Raw genomic sequence first — 24,793 nt, 5'->3', positions numbered from 1 at the left:
AGACTTATACCCAAATTCGCTTATATCCCTAAATTCGCCAATCCTGTACGAAAATTCGCTTTCACGATAACAAATGGTGTTTCCTGTATTCCTGGGGAGAGATGGAAACATATTTCTTAAAGAAGCGGCCAAAGGAGGATGTTGAGCTAAACCCGGTATCCATTGCAATCTGGGAGATGGTTTTCTCCGGATCATTCAGTAATACGCAAACTTCTTTGAGCAGGGCTTCATCTATAATTTCATGGGGCGTTTTGCCGGTTGTCTTTTTAACGATATTGATCAGGTATTTGTTCGTAATAAATAGCTTATCGGCATAAAATTGTACATCTTTATAATGCAGAGCGTTCTCCCGTACAAGTTTTGTGAATTTAAAGAAAAGGTTGTTTGCGTCCTGCATATTGCCGGCCATCGTTGCTTTTTCATTATCGACGAGGGTGGCTACCTCAAGCAGCAGCTGTATGATAATGACCCTGATAATATCCTCCATAAACCTCCCCGTCCGGCCCGTTTGCTGCTGGAGATAATTCAGCTGGGCAAATAACTGGGAAGAATGCTTCTCACCAGGGTTGATGACACTGAACGTTGCGTTCCTGAACAAAGATAATTGCTCAATAAAAAATGGGTTAGCGATATTCTTGAGTAAAAAGATTTTGTCAAAGAAAAGAAGCTTCATCCTGAAGTCTTTGCTGAAGCGGATAATACGGATAATAGTAGATGGAGCGGAGATTAGAAAGCTGTTGGGGCCTATATGATAGCTATGATTATCTATTTCGACTTCTACCTGTCCGGATACACAAATACAAAAGGCGTAAAAATCCATCCTGAAAGCTTTTTTCGGAAATTCGAAAATCGGATTTCCCGAAGAGATATAGTAGGGCTCATTACACTGCACACCGTAAAAGGATAATGTTTCTTTCAAACTCTCATATAGTTTCATTATAGATAGGATCGCTGCAAATTTACAAATTAATTTCCTGGCCTGGCGTTTTCACCCAATAACTTATTTCTTATCCAAAAAAGCTTAATATAGCAGCAAACAACAGCCAATGCCGGCTCCGTTCATGCATAAGCTACTTTTTGGCATCGATAGTCTTTTGGCTCAACAGCCGCCCTGGAAAAGCAAGCGCATTGCCCTGGTCACAAATCATGCGGCTACTACCCACGAGTTTGTTCCATCACGGGTGGCTTTACTACAACAGGGGTTTAATATTCTAAAGTTGTTCTCCCCGGAACATGGTCTCGATACTACAGGCGCCGATGGCCATGCGATGGATAATGTAACCGATACCCTTACCCGGCTGCCGGTGGTCAGTCTGTACGGCAATAAACTGGCGCCGTCCCCATCAGACCTGGCTGACATTGACGTCGTATTATTTGACATCCCCGATATAGGCAGCCGGTTTTATATCTATCTATGGACCATGTCTCATGTACTGGAGATCTGCGCCTCCGTTAATCTTCCTCTTATCATCGCCGACCGGCCCAACCCCTTGTCGGGTGATTTAACGCTGGCAGAAGGTCCGATGCTGGATGAAGTGCATTGCAGTAGCTTTATCGGCCGTTGGTCGATACCGGTAAGGCATAGTTGTACGTTGGGAGAACTGGCCCATTATTTCAACCGCTCACGGGGCATTAATTGCCAGCTGGAGGTGATACCCTGTGTTAACTGGCGCCGGAACCTGTACTACACCGACTGGGGCCACTCGTTCGTGCCTTTGTCGCCAGCCATACCAGCCTTTGAATCGGCCTTGTTATACCCGGGGCTTTGCTTCCTGGAAGCAACCAACTGCAGTGAGGGCAGAGGAACGGCTGTCCCCTTTCGTGTAGCCGGCGCACCCTGGCTGCTGGCCGATGAAACTGCCCGGCTGTTCAATGCCATGATACCAGCCGTCTCGGGCCACGTATATGCCCGGCCGATAGTATTCACGCCGGTGGAGGGCAAATATGCCGGGATGCCATGTAATGGCGTAATGCTGCATGTCGCAGATACCACTTCCTTTCGTCCGGTAGCTACCGGCTGGTTACTTGTTAAAATTATAAAAACGCTACACCCCACAAATTTCGAATGGGCTCCCTATCCTACCCATGTAAATCCCACGGGCACAAAGCACCTTGATTTGTTGTCGGGCATATCGAATTCGGAAGCGCTTTTTGAAACCGCCTTACCTGACTTTATCGACGAGATAAAGCGGCAGGTGTTGTTGAAGGATTGGTCAATAGACATACGGCCTTATTTACTATATACATAAAGCTATCATGCACTATCCGGCTGCTGGCCATTCACATTTTAAAGTAACATCTATGGTAACCTGGCGGCGAGCTTCTCAGGCAAATACTTTAATACCTGGTGAATAAACTTCCATTTAATGCCCGGAACAATGGTGAAGCTACCACCGGCATTGACAATTGCACGGGCAATAAAAGAAGGTTCCATTAACAAAGACTCCGGGAGGTCTAGCCCGGCGGTCATCTTACTACGGATATATCCAGCTACAATCACATTAACAATTACTTTCCTGGCAAACAAATATTGTCTCAGTCCCGCGAGATACTGCGTGAATGCAGCTTTGGTACTACCGTAAACAAAATTACTTTTGCGTCCCCGCACGCCCGAAAGGGAGGATAGCCCGATGATCCGCTCCAAGTGATCGTTGTTGCTGTCTTTTATAATGAGATTGATAATAGATACTGCACCTGCATAGTGCACCTGCATCATGCGATAGCTCTCTTCCCAGTTTACCAGGGCCTCTTCGTTGGTAACCTGGAAGCCTGCTGCATATACAACGATATGAGGTTTGGCAGGCAACCCGGCGTAGAATTGACTATGGCTTTCAAAGGCAGTGGCATCAAAGTAGCAGATGGTGAGCCGGTTGCCGGGAACTTTCCTTGCTTCCATAAACGCTGTTATTTCCCCCGTGCTGCGGGACGCGGCTATTACATGGCATCCTTGTTCGAGATACAATAAGATGGCTTCTTTTGCCACATCGGAGTTGGCGCCGAGTACGAGGACAGTTTTGGATGTATTTAGCGTCATAGCAGGTAAAAATAGTGAAAAGAACGGTAAGCTATAAGACAAACTGCCCGGTCACACACACTTTCGGCAACGTTTTCAATGACATGTTTGGCTGAATGCCCTGTGATTCTTTTTGGAGAATGGTATAAAATGCTTCTATATTTGCTCAATGGTTAAATTGCCCAAGCCCTTATTAGTTTAATACTTTTCCCTATGTCATTGAATTATTCAAACATATTTCCTGCCGATCGCGTACCTGCCGTAACCACTGCCCTGGAAAACGCATTTGGCCGTGCGGTTATCAGTGAAGCAATATTGCTGACCGGTGGACTGTCTGCCGCTTCTGTATATAAGATCATCGCAGATAACCGTCCTTATGTGATGAAACTCGATATCCCGCATGCCTATACCAGTGCAGATCCATTTGAGAAAATAGCCCGGGCATCGGCAGCAGGCATTGCTCCGCCCCTGCATTACAAAAATGAGGAAGCAGGCATCATCATCAGTGAGTTCATTGAAAATAAGCCGATCAGGAGCTTCTTCAGCGGCGAAGCACTGGCCGTGAAACTGGCGGAGGCTGTGAAGAAGATACACATGATACCTTACGCGGTACCCGGCGGCAATTTGCAGGAAACAATGGATCATTTGCTGGCGGGATTCCGTCGTAATAATATCCTGTCGGGTCCTGTGCCGGATGAATGCCTGAGACGGTATGAAGAAATAAAGGCGTCTTATCCCTGGCACGATACCGACAAGGTATTCAGTCATAATGACCTGAACCCTTCTAATATTTTGTGTGATGGGACAGCTATCTGGATCATTGACTGGGACACTGCGTTTGTAAATGACCGGTACTTAGACCTGGCCAGTGTAGCTAATTTTTTCATTCATGGTCCCGAACAGGAGGCAGCGTTTCTGAAAACATATTTCGGCGAAGTAAATGATTACCATATTTCCCGCTTCTATGTGATGCGCCAGATCAGCCGGATCATTTATGCTGTCATGATGCTACAACTGGCCGCACAGGCTAAACCCGCAGACTATGCGCATGACCAGCAAATGGAAGGCGTGTTTCTGAAGGATGTGGGTCCGCTGCTAGGCTCCGGGGCGCTATCGCTTGCCACCTATGAAGGGCAGTTAATGTATGGCAAAGCCTTGATGAATGAGGCGGTGCAACAGATGTGTACAGTGAGGTTTGAGGATGCCCTGGTTTTATTAAAGCGTCACATCATGCCTACAGTAAGATAAGCGCCTGGTGCCCCAGTCTTCTCCCCTTTTTCCAATGCCGGCTAGCCCTTTATAGATAAAGCCACTGGCAATGCCAGTGGCTTTATCTATAAAGGAAAGCAGTTTCTTTTTTCACAGGTCATATGGGGCATTATACGACCTCTCGTTTATCCTTGGAAATGATCCTACTGTAATTTTATTATTCAATCAAAAAGTTATATTTTACTAATAGTATCAGACATTACTTTTATGCCATGCCAATCGCTCAACAAAGATTGGTATTAACTGGAATACTTATTACCTCCCAAAATTCACATCGATATGACGTTTGAAAAACTGCAGCTTGACAATGTACTCCAATTTATCGACGCACAGCTGGAAACACCCGCACTGACCAGCGATGAAACAGAAAGACGTAAAACGCTGCTATCACAAAAGACAAGCATCTGTACCTGGTCGGCATGGCTGGCTAAGAGCCCATACAACACACCGATACAGACGATACAGTCAATGGAGCTGCATGAACCGTCTGCCGCATTAAAGCACTTCTGGACGGGTTTTTTCCTGGAGAAAAAACATGTACCATTCAATGTGATTATCACCTACGATCTTCCATACTTTCAGGAAGATATTTTCAGGCAGACCTGCAAAATAATTATCGACAAGCATGAAATACTCAGAACAGTAGCTGTTTTTGACACAACGACGCTTACTGTTAAACAAAAGATTTTACCCAAGGTATCCCTTTCATCCCATCTTACGATCGTCGACATCAGCCATCACACTGAAGAAGAGAAGTTAAAAATTATCCAGGAACATACCGATAAGGCTACCGACTATATTTTCGAATACGGAGATGAGCCTTATTATTATTTTACCGTTTTAACAGATGGCAATAATCGGAACTTCATCCTGTTCAATATATCCCATTCCATCTTTGATGGCTTTTCGAAGATAATCTTCAGAAGAGAATTTTTAGCTATTTATTCTGCGCTTTCCCAGCAAAAAGACGTCAATATTGAATTACCTGAAGTGCAGTACAAAGATTTCTCAGCCTGGGAAAACAACCTTCAAAACCAGGATCTTAAAAAAGATTTTCAGAAATACTGGTGTTCGGAAAGCGATAGCAGGTTTCCTGGCGAAAATCTATCAACCTTCTATGGAAAGTTTAAATTGAGTGATTATTCTTACAGGGAATCATTAAAGAGAAGAATAGTACCCTATCTGATAAATGACTCAGAAGAGACCGTCAGTGCATTTTATGGAGTAGTAGATAAGGCTGGCAGAACAGCCGCAAGATCCTATAGGTTTACTATATCGGGGGACAAATTTCTGAAGCTGAAGGAAGTGTGTAAAAACAGATCTGTTACCATTTATCCGATAATGATCTGTATGTTAAATATACTCGTTTATAAAAAAACAAACTTAAAAGATGTAGTAATTGGTTCGTTGGTAGCCATCAGGGATAGGCCGGTGCTGCAAAAACTGATTGGCTGTTTTGTGAATACAATCCTCATACGCAGTAGAGTGAATGAACGTAGTAACTTTAATGATCTGCTTACTGATGCGATGATCAGCAGTACGGTTGCCTCTACTTTCAAATATTATACGATGTCGAAGTTATTGGACGATATGGATATTCCGTTCAATACAATTAATACGATGTACCTGAATATGCTGCCTGCATTACCTAATGAGGCATTAACCGACTTTTCACCCAGGCATCATCAGCATACCGTATTCGGTCATTTTGATATTGATATGTACCTGCAATTATATACCAATGGGCTGGAATTTATGTGTCATTATGATATTAATATCTATACCAGGGAGGCTATCGTAACCCTGTTCGAAGATTTTATTCACTTGATGGAGCTTTGCATGGACAATCCGCATACCCCTATCGATGATATCGTTTGCCAGGAGGCTTAAAATAACACTGGTAACCTCAAATGGGTTACCAGTGTTATTTTATTATATTATTCAGACCTCAAGCTTTTTGCTGGATCTTTCAACGCTGCTTTGATAGCCTGAAAACTCACTGTAAGAAGGGTGATAATCAATGATGCCAATACTGCTACGACAAAGATCCACCAGGATATCTGCGTACGATACTCATACTTTTGCAACCAATGGTCCAGAAAATACCAGGAAGCTGGTATGGCGATAAAACAGGAAGTCAATACCAGTATAACGAATTCTCTCGATAGCATTTCCCATAAGCTAAATACAGAAGCGCCTAATACTTTGCGTACGGTAATTTCTTTTTTCCGTTGTTCGGCAACAAATGACGCCAATCCAAACAGCCCCAGGCAGGAAATAAAAATCGCCAACACTGTAAAGAAAGTGGCCATTTTTCCAATACGCTCTTCATCAGAAAACTTCTTGGCGTATTCTTCATCCACAAATTTATACTCAAACGGGCTGTCAGGGCTATACTTGTTAAATACAGGTCCTATCCTGGCCAGTGCTTCCCTAACAGGTATATTGGGCTTTATGTGTGTGGTAATAACATTCAGCCAGCCGTAATCTAACATGAAAATGGTAGGTTGTATTGCCTTATAAGGAGAACCTGTTACCATATCCTTTACCACCCCCGTGATCACATGCTCTTTTCCTTTCCAGCGGATAATTTCACCTACAGGATGTTTCAGCCCGGTGAGTTTTACCGCCGCCTCATTCAAAATAAATGTGCCGGTGTCGGAAGGAAAGGATCTTGAGAAATCACGGCCTTCTTTGATTTCCCATTTTATTGTTCTCCCATAATCATGCGTTATATTTACGATACCAAAAAGCGGCTTAGATTCGGGATCTTTGTCTTTCCATTCAAATCCCATCTGCGAATCCTGTACCTCTGTAGCAGGACTGTTCGACGCAGCCGCATTGTCTACAACGCCGCTCTGTAAAAGATCATTCCGGATAGCGTCATAATGCCGGTAAAATTCGGGCATTCCTATGGCCGACATTATCAGGCCTTCTCGGGTGTAGCCCACCGGCCGGCTTTGTGTAAATTTGATCTGCTTATAAACAATCAGTGTACCTATTATGAGCGCAACAGAAACCGTAAATTGCAATACAACCAGTACTTTGCGTGGAACGGAAGCCTGCCGCCCGGGCTTAAATGTTCCTTTCAATACTTTGACCGGTTGAAAACCGGAGAGATAAAATGCCGGGTAGCTGCCAGCCAGCAGTCCGGTAAATACTGTAAATACCAGCATTATCAGCCAATACAGTGGATTTTGTAGTGGCGTTCGTATTTGTTTATCTGCCAGATTATTAAAAACCGGTATTAGTAACTGTACCAGCAATACAGATAATAGAAAAGCAATAAATGCGACAAACAGCGATTCCGTCAAAAACTGCGAAATCAGTTGTTGAGAGGTAGATCCATTGGCTTTTCGGACACCTACTTCTCTGGCGCGTTTCTCGCTCCTGGCGGTAGAGAGATTCATAAAATTGATACATGCCAGCAGCAGGACAAATCCTCCTATAATACCGAAAAGCCATACAAACTGAATGCGCCCGCCATTTGAGCTTCCATTTTTAAACTCGCTATACAGATGCCACCTATCCATAGGATGTAACAATATTTCCTCCTTGCTACCTGCAGTGGCATCCAGGTGTGCGACCATCACATTCTTCACTGTGGCGGTTACTTTTGCAGGAGAAGTATGACTATTTAACTGGACAAACAGTTGCGCGCAATGCGTGTCCCATCTCGATTCCAGGTCTTTCAACCAGAAGGCGACTGTTAAATATTTGCTCCAGGGCAACAGAAACTTAGTATTATAAAAGGAGGTGTTATACGGAAGGTCTTCATAAACGCCGGCAACTTTCATATCCGTCTGATTATCCAGTCTCACCAACTGATTAATCGGATCCTGTTCTCCAAACAGGGATTTCGCCACTGAACTGGCAATGAGCATAGAAGATGGATCTTTCAGTGCATCCGAACTACCACTTACCATTTTTACGGAAAGCATCAAGGGGAAGTCCGGCTCTACCCACATACCTGATTGGGAAATCTTCTTATTTCCCACCGTCAATATATGTGCGTTATTCCAGGAAGCAAGTGACAAGGCTTTGAAATAGCCTCCATAAACGGATTGCAGTTCTTTTTTTAGGGGGAGGGCTACCGCGGTACCTGTGTTTGTTTCTCCGTTAAAGGTTTGTGTGTCCATTATCTGCGCCAAATCCGCATGGTTTTTATGATAATGGTCAAAAGTCAGCTCATCCCACTCCCACAGCCCTATTAATACAACGATCGTCATACCCGCCGCCAGGCCAGCTATGTTAATAATAGAATATGCCTTATTTTTCAGCAGATTCCTTCGGGCTACTTTCAGATAGTTTTTAAGCATAGTACAATTTTATAGGATCTATATGGCTTAAACAAATCAATGCACCACTTACCACTAATGGAGTGCCAGTTACCTAAAAAATGATGAACCATGCCTATAAAAATAAATATAAATTTATATATGTCCGATTTTGATACATATATTATCCACAATCGGGCATTATGCGTCATCAGTCACCTGAAAAGCATTTGCCATATGTGAAGTTTTCATGTCGGGCAAGGCATCTGTTTGGGCAACTTCGATCATCCCTTCTCCCATAAAGGATTTGATAGCTTCAAAAACCATGGTTCCGATATACAGCTCAAGCTGCTCCGGCCTGGTTTTAAACTCCTTACAAATGATTGCCTGTATGTCTGGTGGCTGCGACATGGTAAATGCAACTATTCTCTTACTAATTTCATTACCTGTGCAAGGTTCCGTAAGGTTATCAAAAATCAGCTTTGATAAATTCATTACTTTGATATCTAGCCGCTCTTCGTCCCCCATCCGGCATACCATTGATTTAGAACCAAATTTGGCAAAAAAGGTTGATATTTCAGCCGGCGCTATTTTCATGTCTGCACTGATACCTGGTTCGTTAATTACAATAGTATCCGGGGATATACAGAATGGAATTTTCATAAATGTCTCCTGATCTAAGGTAACTATTTTAGCAGTAGCCAGCACTTCTTCAAACTCCTCTTCCGGTTTATTTGCGGTGAGCGTAAAACGGGCACGAAGTAAGGTTAGGTCAATGGCTAAATCATATTTATGGTCTAGATCTGCAAACATACCCAATGTAATTCTTTTGCCGCCTTTGAAAATTTCCTTCATAATCTCTTCACGGAGCGACTCTTCCCAGTTCTTGTAGGACGCTCTGAACTGTGAGTCCAGTATAACATCATGAATTGTATATTCATCGAGGAATTCCGGTGTACTACCGGTTGCAGCGGGTTGAGCAAGCATATGTGTAGCAGGAAAGAATACATTGGATAATTTTGACTTCCCTTCCATCAACCACCGAAGCAGGAAATAAGCCACCCCGCAGTGGCCGGAGGCCAGGGAGTAATCTCGATCCTGTGTCAATGGCTGACTGAGATATTCCGACACTATATCCCTGGACAACTCCAGGTATTCTGTTTTGTGACTCCATTCATATGCTTCTAGCAATAATATACCCGTCTTATGCCGTTTGTTGACGCCTGAAGCCGTTGGCTGATAAGCCATCTTACAAAGAATGCTGGCAATCGCTTCGGCACCAGGCTCGTACGGCAACGCGTTATTCATTAACAATCGCAGGTGGTCTGCCGAAAACAGGTGCGCAACCGCCAAAAGGACAGCGGTTATTTCGGTGTCATGTGCCAGGCGGACAGCCTCGTCGATATCAGTTCCTGGCGGCACCCAACTGAGCCCGGATTCGGTGACGCTTATACGTTGAATAATGCGATCAAAATACGGGGAAAAGACAGATAGCAACCAGTCCTCTTTTGTTTCCACATATAGCTCCATCAACACCGCCAAGATTCCAGCCGCTCCATTGTTAACGCTACAGTCACTCAAAAGAGAAAAATAAATCAAATGAGATGCTGATAAATGCCGGACTATTTTAAGTGCAGATGTGAGATGTTCTCTTTCCTCTGTGCAACGATAAAGCTGAATGTAAAAATAAACCAACCCCATTCTGCCAAATGCAAAAGAATAATTATAGGTATTGGCTAAAGTACGTTCAAGCGTTGGCAGCCGCAACAGTAAGGACTTTAAGACTTTAGGATCAAGCGTAGCTTCATATAGCTGCAGTTCAAACATCAACGTGCCTAAATAGCCACAATGGATATTATCTCCATTACGCCATCCTCTGCCAGGTGTGTTCCCCGACAAATTTGAAACACCGGCGCTGGGAGACTGGGTTTCCAATGCATGAAAAATTGCGTAGCAATAGTTTAAAATTTTTTCTTTATTATTTATCATAATACTTGAAGGGGTCTACAATTCCAATATAGATAAGAGATCGTTGATTTTATCATAAGATTCCCGATGACGCTCCCGGAGCTCGTGCTCCACCAATGTATAAACCATTCTCATGTTCTTATAGTACCCAAGCGCATGAGTATAGCCTTTGTGAAGATGTTTCTCGTGTAAAAATCCGATGCCTGGAGGATTGTTCTTGCTGGACGGAAACAGGTAACTGATATCTATTCCTGCTGCCTGGGATAATGCATAAAATATCACCTGTTCGAAGACAACATTTACACATGCACTATTAAACTGTTCCATGTTATCCAGTATATACTCGTGGTTTCTATTCACAAAGTCGAAAACTTCGTCTGTAAATTGCTGATAAAATGGAATGTTTTGTCCGCCTAAAATGCCAGCATTTACGCAGGGGATATAGGGCTCATCCTTCATCACTTTCATATAGCCAGGTACATATGGAAAGTATTTGCAGATATCAGCGAAGGTTTCTGTATAGTGAGCGGTGCTTGTCTCCCTGTTCTGGGCCACTAATGCTGCTTCGGATATATTCGAATCAAAAGGTTGCCATATGTAAATATCATTATCAACATGCAGAAATGGTTCTTTTTGTATTTTGTACGTATAAATTTTCCCCAGCGCCCATAATCCGGGATCGTAATCTGCCAGTGTATCCAATTCTAACGTAACCTGGTCGTATGCAAGTCCTAATTTATCTACGATAATTTCCTTGCCAACCAGGTCTGTTACCAGTTCCATCTGTGGATAATGACGGCGTAAATGATGGTAGCTGAGGGCAATGCTGTAATAGTTATATTTTCGTTCGGGCCAGCCGCCGTTCAGTCTCGAACCCACCAACATCTTTTTAGCCTGCAGAAAGGGCCTGGTCCAAAAACTTTGAACAATTTTCATATAAGTCGGTATTTACTTTTTGATTTATACTTAGCGAATTGTCGCCGCAGCATACCTATAACCATGTGCCTGGTGATACCTGCTGAGGGCATCGTCCAATGTTGGCATAAGCATTCCTTTTTCAGTAGATAATACACTAAAGCGGGGCCGGCGCGCAGGTAACGAGAATGTTTCGGCTGCTACCCCCCGGATGAGCGTTGTATCCAAACCTGCTACCGCAGCCGCAGACCGGGCCAGCTCCGCCCAGGTAATACCTCCGCGGTTTGCAAGATGCCTTATGCCGGAATCATGGTCTATCAACAAGTCCAGGCAGGTGTCTACCAGGTCAGGAACATACGTGGGAGATACCGTGATATCATTGGCGGCTGAAAAAATTTCACCGCATGCAATTGTCTGTAGTGCTTTTGTAATAAAGTTATACGAATCCCAGGGGCTAAAAAAGGCGCTGGTACGGATAATCAATGCTTCTGGTAATAGCTGTTGTACTTTGTCTTCTGACGCCGCTTTACTTTTTCCGTATATGTTTATCGGACGTACAATATCCTGTTCCAGGTAAGGAACGTTTAACATACCATCAAATACCTGATCGGATGAAAAAGTGAGCAGCTGCGCTTTGTGACGTTTGCATGCTGCTGCCAGCAATGCAGGTCCAACAGCATTTACCTGGAAACAATAGCCTGCATTATCCTCCGCCGCGTCTATTTGCACGTAACCCGCTGCATTCACTACAGCCCATGGCCGGTGCTCCGACAGGATGCGGTCTATTCCTGCCGCATCAGTGATATCCAATTCCTGCCTTGAAATGAGGCGATAGGAAATATGCCTGGCCGCACAGTGCCTGGCAAATGAACGCCCCAGCGTACCGGTGGCCCCAATGATCAACAGAGGTGCAATACCATCCTTGAGGCAACAGGAATTGTTTACTGCGGCATCAGGTACCCGGGCCATGCCTGTCCTTCGCCAAAAGCCCTGGGAAGCCATTACAGGATGTTCAAATAATTTATTCTCCGCGAGACAAACCATCAAATCCGCAAGCGCAGTAGGTCGCCGATACTGCCCCCGTATGTCAAAGACCCCCGACTCATAAAATCCGTTATCCCTGGTTACCAGGGAATTCCAGTCGAATGAGCCCAACAAAGACCACGCAGTCACCGCCCTGATATCTACTCCTTCCCGAAATAATAACTGTCCCGTGTCCCAAAACTCCTTCAACCAGCGCAACTGTTCCTCCCGCCCGCTACATATGTGCGCTTCCGTTACCGCGATTGGCAGCTGGTATCTCTCCCATACTTCCTTTAATAATACATACAACGACATATCGTTATAATCAACCTTCCTTAATGCTTCCACATCAGCATACCTGTATTCCAGGTTTCCCCCGTGGTAATGTTCGGGATAACTGTCGCATTGTTCATCAAGATAACGGCTACTGGTAGGATAATGGTTTACGCCTATAATATCCGGCGGACAGGGATGTTGGCTGAACCATTGCAATTCTTCTTCACTGATAGCATAAGAGCGTAGTATCGGCCACATTTTGTGTGTTTCATCTATGCTGCCACATAACAGGTCAAGGCTAAGCCAGCGCCGCTCATTTTCATAGGCTGCCTGGTAAGCCAGCAACGGAGTACTGAATATTTTGCATATATCCTCTGTCTGTACCAGCTGCGCATCCGGTATGTATTCTCTGATGGCCTGCATGGACCTGATAACAGCTTTGCACTGGACCACCAATGCCCGGGCAAAGGTTTCATTATTTTTCCCGTGAGGAAACCAATGACCATAAAGGCCGCTGAAGCGGGCCGTAGTCAATGGCTCGTTAACAGGCGTATAGTATTTTACCCAGGGATACCTGGCCGCAAATGCGGCGGCATAGGTGCTCAGCTTATCCGGAAAATCGGCGTCTATCAAGCTGGTATGACGAGGGCCGCTTCCATGATGTACAAATCCTACAATGGGGTCAATTCCCAGCTCCTGCAATTTATACAATCTTTCATCTGCCCATCTCCAATCGGCATCCGCTATCTTTCCTGCTGCTATCTGCTCCCACAACACCGGGTAACGTATCTTTTTAATACCTAATGCAGCAAACAGTTCCAGATCTTCTATCCGGTCCAGATGTCCGTTGCGCTCCATTTGACTAAAATATTGCTCTCCTACCCTGTTAATCGTGCATTCGATGCCCGCCCACAATTCAGGCGACTTTTGTGTGTTAATATCCATCTGGAAACATTTTAGATTTTCCCTTGTTATGGGATAATGGCCTCTTTCAGGGAACTTTTAGCAGCGAGTTTACTATAAAGAGTAAGGGCTTGTGCTACCACCTGATCCATATTGTAGTAACGATAAGTGCCAAGCCTGCCAACAAAGTGAACGTCGGGAGTTTCTTTCGCCAGGGCTGCATATTTTTTATACAGTTCTTGATTCTCTACCCGTGGAACCGGGTAAAACGGGTCTCCATCCCAGCATGGGAACTCGTAGGTAACGCTCGTCCGGGAATGCTGCTGCCCTGTAAGATGCTTGTATTCAGTGATTCGGGTATACAAATTATCATTGGGGTAATTAACAACGGCTACCTGTTGTAACCACTCCTGGTCGAGTGTTTCATGTTTAAACCTAAGGGAACGATAAGGTAATTTGCCGTAGCAATAATTAAAGAATTCATCTATGGGTCCGGTAAAAATAAGTACTTTATAAGCTATCAGTTTCTTCAGATCCTGGTAATCTGTATTCAATAAAACGTGGATATTAGGGTGAGCCAGCATATTCTCAAACATCCTGGTGTAACCATAGCGTGGCATCACCTGATAAGCGTCGTTAAAGTACCGGTCATCTCTGTCTGTGCGTACCGGAATCCGGGAAGTAACCATTGCACTGAGGGCAGATGGATCAGTGTCCCATTGCTTGCGCGTATATCCGCAGAAAAATTTTTCATACAGATCCCGGCCAACCTGGCTTACAATCACATCTTCCGATGTTTTGAGCGTTTCTACAGGCTCTGCTATATTCTCAAAATAGGTGATCAGCTCTTCAGACGTATAATTTTTATTATACAGATTATTAACCGTATCAAGGTTGATCGGAAAAGGATATAATCTTCCATCCACAGAGGACAATACGCGGTGTTCATATTGGCGCCATTGCGTATACCGCGACAAGTACTCGTATACATCTGAAGAGTTGGTATGAAAAATATGGGGGCCATATTTATGAATGAGGATACCATCGTCGTTATAATAATCATATGCATTACCTGCAATATGATTTCGTTTATCTACCAGCAATACTTTCTTACGTCCGTCTGATGCCAGTCGTTCTGCCAGTACACTCCCCGCGAAGCCGGCACCGATAATTGCATAATCATACATAAGCATTCATATTTACCGGTTTATTCTCGGGACTTTTTTCTATCAATACTTTACAGATGAGATGCACCATATCTGCCCATGTCTGATTCCAGGAAATTCCGGAAAGGTATTCATCTACAGGCTTCAGCCATTCTTTATCTGTATCCTGCGAAAGTGCGGCTTCAACAGCTGTAATAAACCCGGCTGTGTCGCCGGCAATATGTACCAGCCCTTTTTCTCCGTAAGTAGCGACAATATCGTGAATGGGAGTAGACACCACCGGCTTCCCTGCTGCAAGGTACTCCGGTGTTTTGGTCGGACTGATAAAGCGGGTAGAGTCATTTAATGCAAAAAGTATCAGTGCCACATTCCAGCTACTGATATAAGCCGGTAGTTCGTCGTATGTTTTCATACCGGTATAGTGAATGTTAGGCGCCTGGGGCAATGATTCTTTGTCTATTTTAACAACGGGGCCGATCAGTACAAACTGCCATGCTGGTTTTGACATAGCCATCTCTGTTAGTAGGGAAATATCCAGTCTTTCATCCAATACTCCAAAGAAACCAAGCCGGGGATAAGGAATATGCTGCTGGTCTAATGGTTCTGGCAGCGGATCACGGGCCTTCGAAAAATGCTCCTGGTCAATGCTACTGGGGAAAGCATATACTTTTGGATGTTGGCTGCGCTTGAGCCGATACAGGCTTTCACCACCGGTAAACACGATATCGGCTAAAGACATCAGGGTTTTCTCCCTTTCTGTTAACTCAACAGGAGCAAATTTAAACATCGACAATTCATCCATACAATCATATATCATTACAGACGGTTGCAGGTGCATGCTCCAGGAAAGCGCCATCGGTGTATAATACCAGGACATATAATCCCGAATATCATATTGTTGTACCAGTTGATCAAGGAATAGCTGCTGGCAACTGTCTTTTTCCTCAGGGGTCATTCCGGACTTTACATGCGGTGTAGCCACATAGAGGTTAGGCACCGGAGATCGCAATTCCAAAAATGGATCTGTCGTATCATCGGTGACATATTCTTCCATGAAAAAAACCCGGCCGTTTTTGGCGAAACGATTCATTAAATGCTGGGGGCGTTGAAAGACAAAATCCCATCTCAGGTGCGAGAAACAAAAGAGGTCTGGATTCAGGTGAAGGTCACTGAAATTTAATAATTTTTTCATATCTTAGCTTCATTAAATAATTGAATATTTCTTGATCTGCAAGTATTAAAAATGACCGGCACTAAGTGTGTTATTAATAATTCCGGTTACGCCTTCCATATAATCCTTGATAAAAAAATGGCCGCCTTCAAAATAGTGGATATTGCATTTCTGTCTGGTATGCATGCTCCATTCCTCGCAATCAGCTTCCGTAAGGTCATCTCCCTTTCCTGAAAGAACAGTAATACTACAGTCTAAAGGATGTATTGTTCCTTCAAAGAGGTCTGTTTCAGAAAGTTTAAAATCATTTTTCAGCAATGGCAGGTAAAGTTCAATTAGCTCTGGATGCTCAAAGAATTCCACAGGTGTTCCTCCCAGGTTAATGATCTCCCGCTTGAAAACGTCTGTTTCCATAAGGTGATATTTTTTATCCTCTTCTTTGCTAATATGCGGCGGTCTCCTGGCGGAAAAGAAGATATGAGCAGGTCCCGGTAATCCTTCTCTCCGTATTTTTTGGGCAATCTCATAAGCTAGCATCCCACCCATACTATGTCCAAAGAAAGCATAAGGCCCCATGGCTATCTCCTCTTTTATTATATGAAATAAATCATCGGCAGCCACATAGACATTTTCATACATTTTTTCATTTATTCTTTTCCCCCGGCCTGCAAGCTCTACAGGCCTTAGCAGGATATCCTGACGCAGGTAGCGGTTCCATTTCTGGTAGACCAAAGCCGATCCACCAGCATAAGGAAAACAAAACAGTCTTAATTGGCTCATGAGGTGCTATTTAAAGGGCGATAGAAGTATTATTTACCAGACATTTGCTGATAGGCTTCAGTACTAACGGTCGTTAGGTAACCGGTGCCTTCGCAGGTGGCGGAATTGATGTCTGCAACACATTTTACCGGCTGATAATTAATATTCAGCGTTCCAACCAGGCGTATTACACCGCCGGCATCGGGAGCCTCCAACCTACATTCCGGCCGGAATAACTGCATACTCAATTCAGTACCGGACGCTTCAAATAAAAGATGCACATAATTCCGGCGGATACATTGTTGTAATGCTTCCCTTGATTTTTCAGGGCGAATACAGGTTACTGGTCCCGGCGTGGATAATATTTCAACCAATTCATCTTTCATTTGCGTATTTTTTTTAATGAGAAGATCAAAGCTCAAAGCCCTTATTAAATGTCATACACCAGTCCAGTGCCGACAGTTGTTTTTCTTCATTCCGGCCATAGGTAAACATGGGGTACTTCTCCATCTCTTTCCAAACGGTTTCATCTTCCTTACCTGGAAGTGAGACAAAAAACACGGCGGCGGTGAGTCGTGTAAGAATTTGTTCATAGGGTAATTCCCATTGTGTAATTAACCCTTCTGATTTCAGATGATCCAGGTGCTGCTTGATTTCATTTATTTCCCGGACATTTCCCAGTCGTGTCATGCTAACATAAAATTTTGAGTGAATTAATAGGTTACTTTTCCTGGTGATAAAATAATCAGTAATCGTAATAACCGGGATATTCACCGTCAGTATCTATCTTCGGCTGATAGCGCGCTTCCCATTCAGACACTAGCTGCTGTACTTCTTCTGCTGTCCCCGTTGGCTTACATTCATACATCAGCAACTGAATCCAGGGGCCTTGCATAAAATGTTTAAGCCCTTCGGAAGGTGGATTTTCAAACATTCCCCGGACAGCCTGCTGCAAATTTTCCGCATATCCGGTATACCGGCAGTTCACCGGCTCATTATCCACGATGGCAAAAATTCCAAAAACAGCAGCATCTTCCGGGATATCATGGAGGTTATCTTTTTTATCCAGGTTAAAATCTGCGTGAAAGATCTCCATTCTTTCGAGCGTCAATGTTTCCATAAGTGTGCATTTTTATTTAGTAATTGTTATTTAACAGCGGTAAGTGTGCCGGACAAACCTTTTACCAGCAGGCTTTCCATCTTGCCCACATTTAGTTTCAGAATCTTATCTGCTACATCAAAGTAGTGATCATCATGGGTAATGGCAATAACGATCTTATTCTGCATTTTCATTTTGGGGAGCAGGGTACGATAGAAAAACTTCCGGTATTCAGGGTCCTGGTCAGCGGCCCATTCATCAAAAAGGTAAATGGGTTTGTCTTCCAGGTAGCATTGCAACAGTGCCAGTCGCTTTAATTGACCGTTTGATAGTTCCAATGTATCAAAAGTCATGTTACGGATACTTACCTTATGGCTTAGATCCAGCTCCTCCAAATAGCGGAAAATTTCTTCTTCCTTTCCATCTATGGTCACTGAATATAACTTCTTAAAAAGATGTACCGGTGAAAAGACCACGGAAAAATACTCTCCTAATTCTAAAGCAGGGATTACCTGGTTATTAATCCTGATAACACCAGCCGACGGTTTATAAAGACCAGTTAGCATTTTGGCCAGCGTACTTTTCCCGCTTCCGTTACCACCCGTGATAAAGAGAATTTCGCCTTTGTTCAGTTCAAATGAAACCGGTCCTACGCCAAATGGCTGTGCCGACCCTGTATCGTACAGAAAACGGATACCGTCTGCTTGAAAACTATCGGGCATACCGGCGACGGTAAGAGGCATCGGTTCATCAATGGACAAGTCGGAAGGCAATTCCCCGAGGAATACTTCTATCCTGTCCCAGGCAATTTTAAATTGCATTATTTCCGGTATGGATCTCAGAATGCCATTGATAGGTCCAATAAGATATAATAGTATCATAATAAAGCTCATGATAACCGGGAATTTAATGGCTGGGAATAATAGTGGCAAGCCAAAAGCGGAGGTTCCCAGGAGCAGGATCAACAACAGTTCACCCACCAGGAAGGCATAAATAAAATTGGTTTCCGCTTTCATTATTTTTGCGCGAAGCCCTTCTGAGCAATCACTGATATCTTCCCGGAATTCCAATTTCTTTCTCCTGTTCAGGCTAATTTCTTTATAGCCATTAATAAGATCAGTCATAAAATCCATTAGCACGTTGCCTGCATCCCTGGCCTCTTCAAACAGTGGCCGCGTACTCTTACTAAAGAAATAATAGATCGTTGAAATCACGCATACCAGTATTGCCGTAACCATAGTTGCCCAGAAGGCAATAGCTGAAAGATAGAGGAATGCGCCAATCACTGTGATAATACTGGTAGCCAGTGAAATGGCCATGTAGGCAATGTTGCCAATAACATAAATATCACCGTTGATAGTAGCAAGTACCCGCCCATTTTCTATTTTCTCAAATTTTTCATAGGAAGATGATAATATCTTTCCTACCATGTCTATTCTTATTTCATGTACCAGTTTCCGTGTAAATCCAATGAGCGTTCGCTGTATGTAACTTCTCCCGATGAGATATATCATTACGGAAAGTCCAAAGTAGAAAAGGATAAAGGGGAGATTATCCCTGTTACCAGCTGCCGAAGAAATCAGCAGGATCAATACCATGTTGGCAATTCCTGATAATATGCTTACGATCAGCGTTTGAGGAATTACCCTGAGATACTTGTGCGGATCCGGGAACAACAGACTTACCACCGCATTGCCGCATGAAAGCCCGATACATAACAGTAGCAGTGTCATCATTACCTGCAAACTATCAGGCCCCCACACCCTGATCGCCTGCCATGAAAAATGCATGTATGCCTGGGGAATCAGGTAAATCCCTACCAAACAGGGCAACACAGCAGCGAAAAGCAACAACATGGATATACTCTCTTTCTTGTGCCACCCCCGGTATTTTCTTCTCTTCCGGATAATACCAACAATAATATATCCGGTAAATAACAACGTAATAAACAAGTAAAAAAACAAGGCGATTGCTATTGTGGCAAACGATCTGTCGTTGTCACTTTCCGGGTAAATATCCTTTGGTACTACACCTTTATCCATCAGGGATAAAAGCTGGTTTCCCAGCGTGCGGGTGTAGGTACTGTTTGAATTGGCCAGGATAACTACTCCCGTTCTTTTCCTGGTAATAAAACCTGCATAAGAAGTAAAATCAGGATTTAGTCCGTCGTGATAGATAACGCCATCCCCACGTAAGGAAACAAGCCAGCCCTGTGCATAAGAAAGATTACTGCCCGGAGGCACACTTTCATCACGAAGATGGGAGGCGGCAATCTCGGAATCCAGTTCGGTATGAACAAGTCCCATCTGTACTTTCAGCCATTGAGCCATATCCGGGCCATCCGTAATAATATATCCGGCCGGGTTATTTCCTTTAAACAACGGCGGCTCATAAGCCCTTGCTTTAAAAAAACTGATTTTATGCCCCTGGGCCATCACATACCCTCCCGGAACCCGGTCACGCCCTACAAAGGTATGATGCATACCCAGGGGCGACAGTACACTGTCGGTCACGTAGGTTTCGTAAGACAACCCGCTGACGGTAGCAATGATGAGTCCCAAAATATCATAATTCACTGTAGCATAGTGAAATGATTCCCCGGGTATTGCCTGGAGCGACATATTATTCAGCTGCCGTACCGTTTTTTCCAGGGCATCCCGTTCATTACCGGGAGGAATACTCGAAATGGTATACCACGGAATGCCACTGGTATGATGCAACAACTGGGCAACAGTTACGACCGCCGGTTTCCCTTTGTAAGAAAATTTCAACCAGGGAAGATAAACCGAAACAGGGTCCTGCAAATTTATTTTCCCGGCCTTTGAAAGACGTAATATACCCAGCGCAGTAAATGCCTTGCTACAGGAAGCCAGTTCAAAAAGCGTTGCAGGCACTACTTTTTCTTTTGTGCGTACATCGGTATAGCCAAAAGTATAAATACTTTCCCGGCCATCCTGTATAACTACCAATGTAAGTCCCGGTATATTACCATCTTTCATCTGCTCCCTTACCAGGCTGTCGATTGTTCCGGGATGAATCGCCGAAACCTGCAGCCAAGATAACAGCACGCAGCATAAGAGGAAAAATCTCCCGCCTGCATTATTGACTATCATAACTTTCCCCTTGTTTATATCTCCAATAATTCCCTGTTCATCTTTTCTATACATTCTTCTATCTGCCAGCCATGATGAACCAGATTGCCCACCATCTGCGTCATTACCCTTGGATTGTTATGCTGGAAAATGTTCCTGCCGATTGATACGCCGGAAGCGCCGGCCAGCATCGCGTGATGCACCATCATAAGGATATCCGCAGGGCTATCACTTTTGGAACCGCCTGCAATCAACACAGGAATTTGTACTCCCTGGATTACCTCGTGCAATTTTTCGCCTGAGCCGGGGTAGTCAATCTTCACGATATCGGCGCCAATTTCCTGGGCCAGCCTGGCCGCGTGTGCAATTTTTCGGGTATCATGCTTACAGTTATCTACATACATCATAGCCAGCAATGGCATTCCCCAATGATAACAATCAGTAGCAATTCGTCCGAATTCTTTGAGCATTTCCGGTTCTTCCGCTGTTCCAAGATTTACATGAATGGAAATGCCCGAGGCCCCCATCCGCAAACCTTCTTCAACACTTCCCACCATAACCTTATAAGACTGTGAGCTGCCCAGACAGGTGGATGCCGATAAATGCAGCAGATAAGTACCACGTACCAACTCAGGTTCATCGAGCACGTGAGCCAGAATACCCTTGTGTAGTACAATAGCATCTGCTCCTCCGTCTATCAGTTGCCCGATAATACGGGTAGAATTTTTCAGACCTGGAATAGGACCTAATGTAGTACCGTGGTCAATTGGTACAATACAGGTTTTCTTTCCGTCACTTCTGAAAACATGATTTAATCTCAGCGATTTACCATTCATAAAGCGGATTTATATTGTCAATAAGACGAATTATTTTTCCTCAATACTCTCATCAATTTTAATCCCTACATGCCTCCCTCTTTCGCAGACGTATGCCAGCAACTCATCTCCTTCCCTGATACAGGATGCGTTCAGCGGCTCTCCTTTGCCGCCAAAAATCCTGATGTGCCAATCGTCCTGCACAAATGCATTTATCACCCTGTTCTCCGCCATTACCTCGATTTTCAGCAGCGGGCGTACCTCCGTCTTCACACGACCTACTACCACCTCACGTGTATTTCCCTCTGTATCCACACAGGTAACCCTGGAGCCGCCTTTTAATTCTGTGATGTAGGCCGTTTTTGACTCCGGACACCAGATGTAGGAATGAACGGCGCCTGCGTTCACCCGGAATGGCCGCAGATCCATATAAGGAAGGTAATGGGTTTCTGAACTTACCAGCAGTCCGCCGTCGCTAGTCGATCCTATCAACATTCCTTCATTTTGTTTAAGAAGACTGGTAGTATCAACACAGGCCCGGAATCCCATTCCTGCATGTTGCACCGAGGTGACCAATGCTTTCACCAATTTGAGCTTGCCCACGCTTTGTCGTTGTAAAAGCTGATCGAGTGCTACAAAATCATTGACCGTTTCACTGGTAAACAATACGCCATCGCTGCCGGCTTCCATCACGCCGAATACAACTTCGGCCTCCTGTACTGAATGGATTTTCTTGATCAACACGGTGTTCGTGGATTGAAGTTTTGCAATCAGCAGTTCCAACGGAATATTGGTGGCTGAAGTAAACTCTGCAATCAAGTAATCATAATTCAGCCCTTCTTTCCAGGCAAAATTCATGGATGCTTCGTCTTCGATCCTGCATAAAACGGCTGTTTTATGACCTGCTTTAGCTGCCAGCTTTAATAATTCTGACGACGAGGAAAAAATAGTGCTTTGTGCCGGAAGCTCTTTGAGATCTTCTTTCTTTTCTATTTCAATTACAAAATTCATCCGTTTGGGCGCTTTAAATTTATCCAGATCCGCCCTCCTGATTAGCAGGCAGGCAAAGTTCAGATGGTAGACCAGCAAAAGGATTTCGGTCTTATCTGCCAATTCCCGTCCATCTATCCAGACGATCTTCTCCTTAGCATTTTTGGTACCCGGCATGCTTATTTTTTTTTCGGTTGAGTTTATTTGTGTTACCATGAGATAGTTATTATACTTGCTTTACAACTGTTTTTTCCAATAAGGCTGCAATGCCGGCGATGGTTTGATGATCAAATACCTGGTTAAATGTCAACTGCTGTGGATAAAGGACATCCAGTTTTTCCTGCAGCTGAATAATAGTTAAGGAGTTTCCGCCTACTTCAAAAAATTTATCCGTTACGCTGAAAGAATCATACCCTAAAATATCTGCCCAAATAGCCGCCACTGTTCTTTCTGTTTCTGTTAACAATGGCGTGGCGCTTTTATCCAACGAATCATAAGATGCGATATCCAATGCTGAGCGGTTTATTTTCCCGGATGCTGTCAGGGGAAATTCTTCTATCTGAATAAAACGCTCCGGTAACATATATTGCGGCAATGCAGACAGCACCTGATGACGCAACATAGCTTCATCTATGTGGTCCTCTTCTGCCACATAAAAGCAACAGATCCTGTATTGACCGTTTTCATTCTCCCGTTCAAAGGCTTTTACAACGGCCTTTTTTATACCCGGAAAAGTATTAATGGTTATTTCTATCTCCTGAAGCTCTATCCTGTAACCATTCAGTTTTATCTGCATATCATTGCGTCCCACATATTCGACTACGCCTTCCGGCAACATTCTGCCAAGATCTCCACTCCGGTACATCCTTAGCGATGTTCCCGGAACAGTCATCAATGCGGTATGCTGAGGTTGCCCCCAGTATCCGGGAGAAAGAAAGCGGCTAGTGAAAACCAGTTCTCCAACCCCTAACATTCCCTGTGGCTTGTTATGCTCATCTAAAATCTCAAAGGTGACTCCCTTCATCGGAAGCCCTACGGGTATACGCTCCCTGGATAAAATCGTGGTAGTATACAGGTCTTGAGAAAAAGCCATCAGTATTTCGGATGATCCATACAGGTTTACCATCCTGCTGGTATCGGGGAAAACTGCTTTATAGATCTCAAAGTCCTGTTTACTAATATCTTCCCCCCCAAGAATTACCAATCTTATGTTACCTGTATGCACGGCAGTTGATGTGTCGCCAAACAAACGTCTGAACAAAGCCGGTATTGAATGAAAAACTGTGATTTCATGTTGGGAGAAAGCGGACAGCAGAGATCTCAGATCAGGCTCTTTTTTCACATCGTACACAACTATGCAGGCTCCACTTAAAAAGGATCCGAAAATATCCAATACAGATACTGTATGGCTAAATGACGTTGTTAATGCGATACGGTCGCCTACATTCATTTTCATGAGCTCTGCAAAAGCAGTACAAAAAAACAATATGTTCTCCTGGGTTTGTATCACCCCTTTGGGCTGACCAGAAGAGCCGGAGGTATACATCAGATAGGCTGGTTGCTCCGGCGGGAAATCGTAGGGATGAACGAATGCGCTAATCGCCTCAATATCCGCAATATTCAATACGGTTAGCTGCCTCTCCTCCGCCAGTAAAGCGGCTCTTTCCATATGGGAATCATTCGTCAGCAATACCTGGATACGGGCATCATCCATAATTTGACTGATCCTCTTATCCGGAAGATGAACATCCAATGGCACGTACATGTGTCCGGACTTCAGGACTCCCAATATTGCTGCCGGCATTTCCAGGCAGGGGTCAAAAAAAAGACCCACTGTAAAATATGTCCCAGTGGCTGCATTCTCCGAAGCGCGGCAGCTATGCAGCCTGGCCGCTATGCCATTTGCATGACTATGAAGCGCCGCATACGTCAGTTGGTTCAATCCATCGAAAACAGCTACTTCATTTTCATATGCAAACGCAAGCCTATCCAGCTCATGTATCAGATGAACAGTTTTTTCCATAATAGCATACTTTAGTTTTAAATTAAATGCGTCA

Annotated in this window: 19 protein-coding genes; 3 read left to right on the top strand and 16 right to left on the bottom strand. The window is 44.1% G+C overall.

Features of this window, described 5'->3' with window-relative positions; genetic code table 11:
* Positions 1-61 precede the first annotated feature (61 nt).
* Positions 62-820 (bottom strand): helix-turn-helix domain-containing protein, encoded by a 759-nt coding sequence (locus tag HGH90_RS15265; protein ID WP_211092896.1) that lies wholly within the window; start codon positions 818-820, stop codon positions 62-64.
* Positions 821-1,061: 241 nt separating this feature from the next.
* Between HGH90_RS15265 and HGH90_RS15260 the strand changes: the two genes are divergently transcribed.
* The gene (locus HGH90_RS15260; protein ID WP_169191480.1) at positions 1,062-2,249 is read left to right on the top strand and encodes an exo-beta-N-acetylmuramidase NamZ domain-containing protein; all 1,188 of its coding nucleotides are present in this window, start codon (positions 1,062-1,064) and stop codon (positions 2,247-2,249) included.
* Between the two features lie 50 nt (positions 2,250-2,299).
* Here HGH90_RS15260 and HGH90_RS15255 read toward each other — a convergent pair whose 3' ends face one another.
* Complete coding sequence (locus HGH90_RS15255) at positions 2,300-3,034, bottom strand: SDR family NAD(P)-dependent oxidoreductase (RefSeq protein WP_169191479.1); 735 nt, start codon at positions 3,032-3,034, stop codon at positions 2,300-2,302.
* 192 nt (positions 3,035-3,226) lie between these two features.
* Between HGH90_RS15255 and HGH90_RS15250 the strand changes: the two genes are divergently transcribed.
* Together HGH90_RS15250 and HGH90_RS15245 are read left to right on the top strand one after the other, a co-directional pair.
* Positions 3,227-4,261, top strand: coding sequence for a phosphotransferase (locus HGH90_RS15250; RefSeq protein ID WP_169191478.1), 1,035 nt, complete (start codon positions 3,227-3,229; stop codon positions 4,259-4,261).
* 300 nt (positions 4,262-4,561) lie between these two features.
* Positions 4,562-6,172 (top strand): condensation domain-containing protein, encoded by a 1,611-nt coding sequence (locus HGH90_RS15245; protein WP_168762871.1) that lies wholly within the window; start codon positions 4,562-4,564, stop codon positions 6,170-6,172.
* Between the two features lie 47 nt (positions 6,173-6,219).
* Here the strand turns inward: HGH90_RS15245 and HGH90_RS15240 are convergent, their stop codons facing one another.
* The 14 genes from HGH90_RS15240 to HGH90_RS15175 form a co-directional block, all read right to left on the bottom strand.
* Positions 6,220-8,601, bottom strand: coding sequence for an ABC transporter permease (locus HGH90_RS15240; protein ID WP_169191477.1), 2,382 nt, complete (start codon positions 8,599-8,601; stop codon positions 6,220-6,222).
* 159 nt (positions 8,602-8,760) lie between these two features.
* Complete coding sequence (locus HGH90_RS15235) at positions 8,761-10,548, bottom strand: lanthionine synthetase LanC family protein (RefSeq protein WP_169191476.1); 1,788 nt, start codon at positions 10,546-10,548, stop codon at positions 8,761-8,763.
* A 15-nt stretch (positions 10,549-10,563) separates the two neighbouring features.
* Positions 10,564-11,463 carry a DUF6734 family protein gene (locus HGH90_RS15230; RefSeq protein WP_168762868.1) on the bottom strand — a complete coding sequence of 300 codons (900 nt, stop codon included), beginning with the start codon at positions 11,461-11,463 and terminating at the stop codon, positions 10,564-10,566.
* Positions 11,464-11,493: 30 nt separating this feature from the next.
* The gene (locus HGH90_RS15225; RefSeq protein ID WP_169191475.1) at positions 11,494-13,686 is read right to left on the bottom strand and encodes an SDR family oxidoreductase; all 2,193 of its coding nucleotides are present in this window, start codon (positions 13,684-13,686) and stop codon (positions 11,494-11,496) included.
* A gap of 26 nt (positions 13,687-13,712) precedes the next feature.
* Complete coding sequence (glf, locus tag HGH90_RS15220; RefSeq protein ID WP_168762866.1) at positions 13,713-14,831, bottom strand: UDP-galactopyranose mutase; 1,119 nt, start codon at positions 14,829-14,831, stop codon at positions 13,713-13,715.
* Positions 14,824-16,002: a glycosyltransferase family 1 protein gene (locus HGH90_RS15215; protein ID WP_168762865.1), complete on the bottom strand. Its 1,179-nt coding sequence runs from the start codon at positions 16,000-16,002 to the stop codon at positions 14,824-14,826. The genes glf and HGH90_RS15215 overlap by 8 nt, the downstream gene beginning before the upstream one ends.
* 45 nt (positions 16,003-16,047) lie before the next feature.
* Positions 16,048-16,761: a thioesterase II family protein gene (locus HGH90_RS15210; RefSeq protein ID WP_168762864.1), complete on the bottom strand. Its 714-nt coding sequence runs from the start codon at positions 16,759-16,761 to the stop codon at positions 16,048-16,050.
* Positions 16,762-16,790: 29 nt separating this feature from the next.
* The gene (locus tag HGH90_RS15205) at positions 16,791-17,126 is read right to left on the bottom strand and encodes an MbtH domain protein (RefSeq protein WP_168762863.1); all 336 of its coding nucleotides are present in this window, start codon (positions 17,124-17,126) and stop codon (positions 16,791-16,793) included.
* 25 nt (positions 17,127-17,151) lie between these two features.
* A complete protein-coding gene (locus HGH90_RS15200) occupies positions 17,152-17,430 on the bottom strand; it encodes a hypothetical protein (protein WP_168762862.1) in 279 nt (92 codons plus the stop codon).
* Between the two features lie 55 nt (positions 17,431-17,485).
* Complete coding sequence (locus tag HGH90_RS15195) at positions 17,486-17,860, bottom strand: hypothetical protein (RefSeq protein ID WP_168762861.1); 375 nt, start codon at positions 17,858-17,860, stop codon at positions 17,486-17,488.
* Between the two features lie 26 nt (positions 17,861-17,886).
* Positions 17,887-20,952: a cyclic peptide export ABC transporter gene (locus HGH90_RS15190; protein WP_169191474.1), complete on the bottom strand. Its 3,066-nt coding sequence runs from the start codon at positions 20,950-20,952 to the stop codon at positions 17,887-17,889.
* A gap of 14 nt (positions 20,953-20,966) precedes the next feature.
* Positions 20,967-21,767 carry a 2-amino-3,7-dideoxy-D-threo-hept-6-ulosonate synthase gene (locus HGH90_RS15185; RefSeq protein WP_168762859.1) on the bottom strand — a complete coding sequence of 267 codons (801 nt, stop codon included), beginning with the start codon at positions 21,765-21,767 and terminating at the stop codon, positions 20,967-20,969.
* A 30-nt stretch (positions 21,768-21,797) separates the two neighbouring features.
* Complete coding sequence (locus tag HGH90_RS15180) at positions 21,798-22,913, bottom strand: 3-dehydroquinate synthase II (protein WP_169191473.1); 1,116 nt, start codon at positions 22,911-22,913, stop codon at positions 21,798-21,800.
* Between the two features lie 49 nt (positions 22,914-22,962).
* Positions 22,963-24,759 (bottom strand): non-ribosomal peptide synthetase, encoded by a 1,797-nt coding sequence (locus HGH90_RS15175; protein ID WP_169191472.1) that lies wholly within the window; start codon positions 24,757-24,759, stop codon positions 22,963-22,965.
* Positions 24,760-24,793 lie beyond the last annotated feature (34 nt).

The sequence above is a fragment of the Chitinophaga sp. Ak27 genome, from assembly GCF_012726295.1.
Taxonomy (GTDB): Bacteria; Bacteroidota; Bacteroidia; order Chitinophagales; family Chitinophagaceae; genus Chitinophaga.
This window is presented reverse-complemented; position numbering and strand designations above follow the sequence as displayed.

Excerpts from the sequence above, each read along its gene's own strand:
- HGH90_RS15205 (WP_168762863.1), bottom strand. The coding sequence starts at position 17,126 with ATGAAAGATGAATTGGTTGAAATATTATCCACGCCGGGACCAGTAACC.
- HGH90_RS15175 (WP_169191472.1), bottom strand. The coding sequence starts at position 24,759 with ATGGAAAAAACTGTTCATCTGATACATGAGCTGGATAGGCTTGCGTTT.
- HGH90_RS15195 (WP_168762861.1), bottom strand. The coding sequence starts at position 17,860 with ATGGAAACATTGACGCTCGAAAGAATGGAGATCTTTCACGCAGATTTT.
- HGH90_RS15185 (WP_168762859.1), bottom strand. The coding sequence starts at position 21,767 with ATGAATGGTAAATCGCTGAGATTAAATCATGTTTTCAGAAGTGACGGA.
- HGH90_RS15260 (WP_169191480.1), top strand. The coding sequence starts at position 1,062 with ATGCATAAGCTACTTTTTGGCATCGATAGTCTTTTGGCTCAACAGCCG.
- HGH90_RS15215 (WP_168762865.1), bottom strand. The coding sequence starts at position 16,002 with ATGAAAAAATTATTAAATTTCAGTGACCTTCACCTGAATCCAGACCTC.
- HGH90_RS15210 (WP_168762864.1), bottom strand. The coding sequence starts at position 16,761 with ATGAGCCAATTAAGACTGTTTTGTTTTCCTTATGCTGGTGGATCGGCT.
- glf (WP_168762866.1), bottom strand. The coding sequence starts at position 14,831 with ATGTATGATTATGCAATTATCGGTGCCGGCTTCGCGGGGAGTGTACTG.
- HGH90_RS15225 (WP_169191475.1), bottom strand. The coding sequence starts at position 13,686 with ATGGATATTAACACACAAAAGTCGCCTGAATTGTGGGCGGGCATCGAA.
- HGH90_RS15230 (WP_168762868.1), bottom strand. The coding sequence starts at position 11,463 with ATGAAAATTGTTCAAAGTTTTTGGACCAGGCCCTTTCTGCAGGCTAAA.
- HGH90_RS15190 (WP_169191474.1), bottom strand. The coding sequence starts at position 20,952 with ATGATAGTCAATAATGCAGGCGGGAGATTTTTCCTCTTATGCTGCGTG.
- HGH90_RS15255 (WP_169191479.1), bottom strand. The coding sequence starts at position 3,034 with ATGACGCTAAATACATCCAAAACTGTCCTCGTACTCGGCGCCAACTCC.
- HGH90_RS15250 (WP_169191478.1), top strand. The coding sequence starts at position 3,227 with ATGTCATTGAATTATTCAAACATATTTCCTGCCGATCGCGTACCTGCC.
- HGH90_RS15180 (WP_169191473.1), bottom strand. The coding sequence starts at position 22,913 with ATGCCGGGTACCAAAAATGCTAAGGAGAAGATCGTCTGGATAGATGGA.
- HGH90_RS15265 (WP_211092896.1), bottom strand. The coding sequence starts at position 820 with ATGGATTTTTACGCCTTTTGTATTTGTGTATCCGGACAGGTAGAAGTC.
- HGH90_RS15235 (WP_169191476.1), bottom strand. The coding sequence starts at position 10,548 with ATGATAAATAATAAAGAAAAAATTTTAAACTATTGCTACGCAATTTTT.
- HGH90_RS15240 (WP_169191477.1), bottom strand. The coding sequence starts at position 8,601 with ATGCTTAAAAACTATCTGAAAGTAGCCCGAAGGAATCTGCTGAAAAAT.
- HGH90_RS15200 (WP_168762862.1), bottom strand. The coding sequence starts at position 17,430 with ATGACACGACTGGGAAATGTCCGGGAAATAAATGAAATCAAGCAGCAC.
- HGH90_RS15245 (WP_168762871.1), top strand. The coding sequence starts at position 4,562 with ATGACGTTTGAAAAACTGCAGCTTGACAATGTACTCCAATTTATCGAC.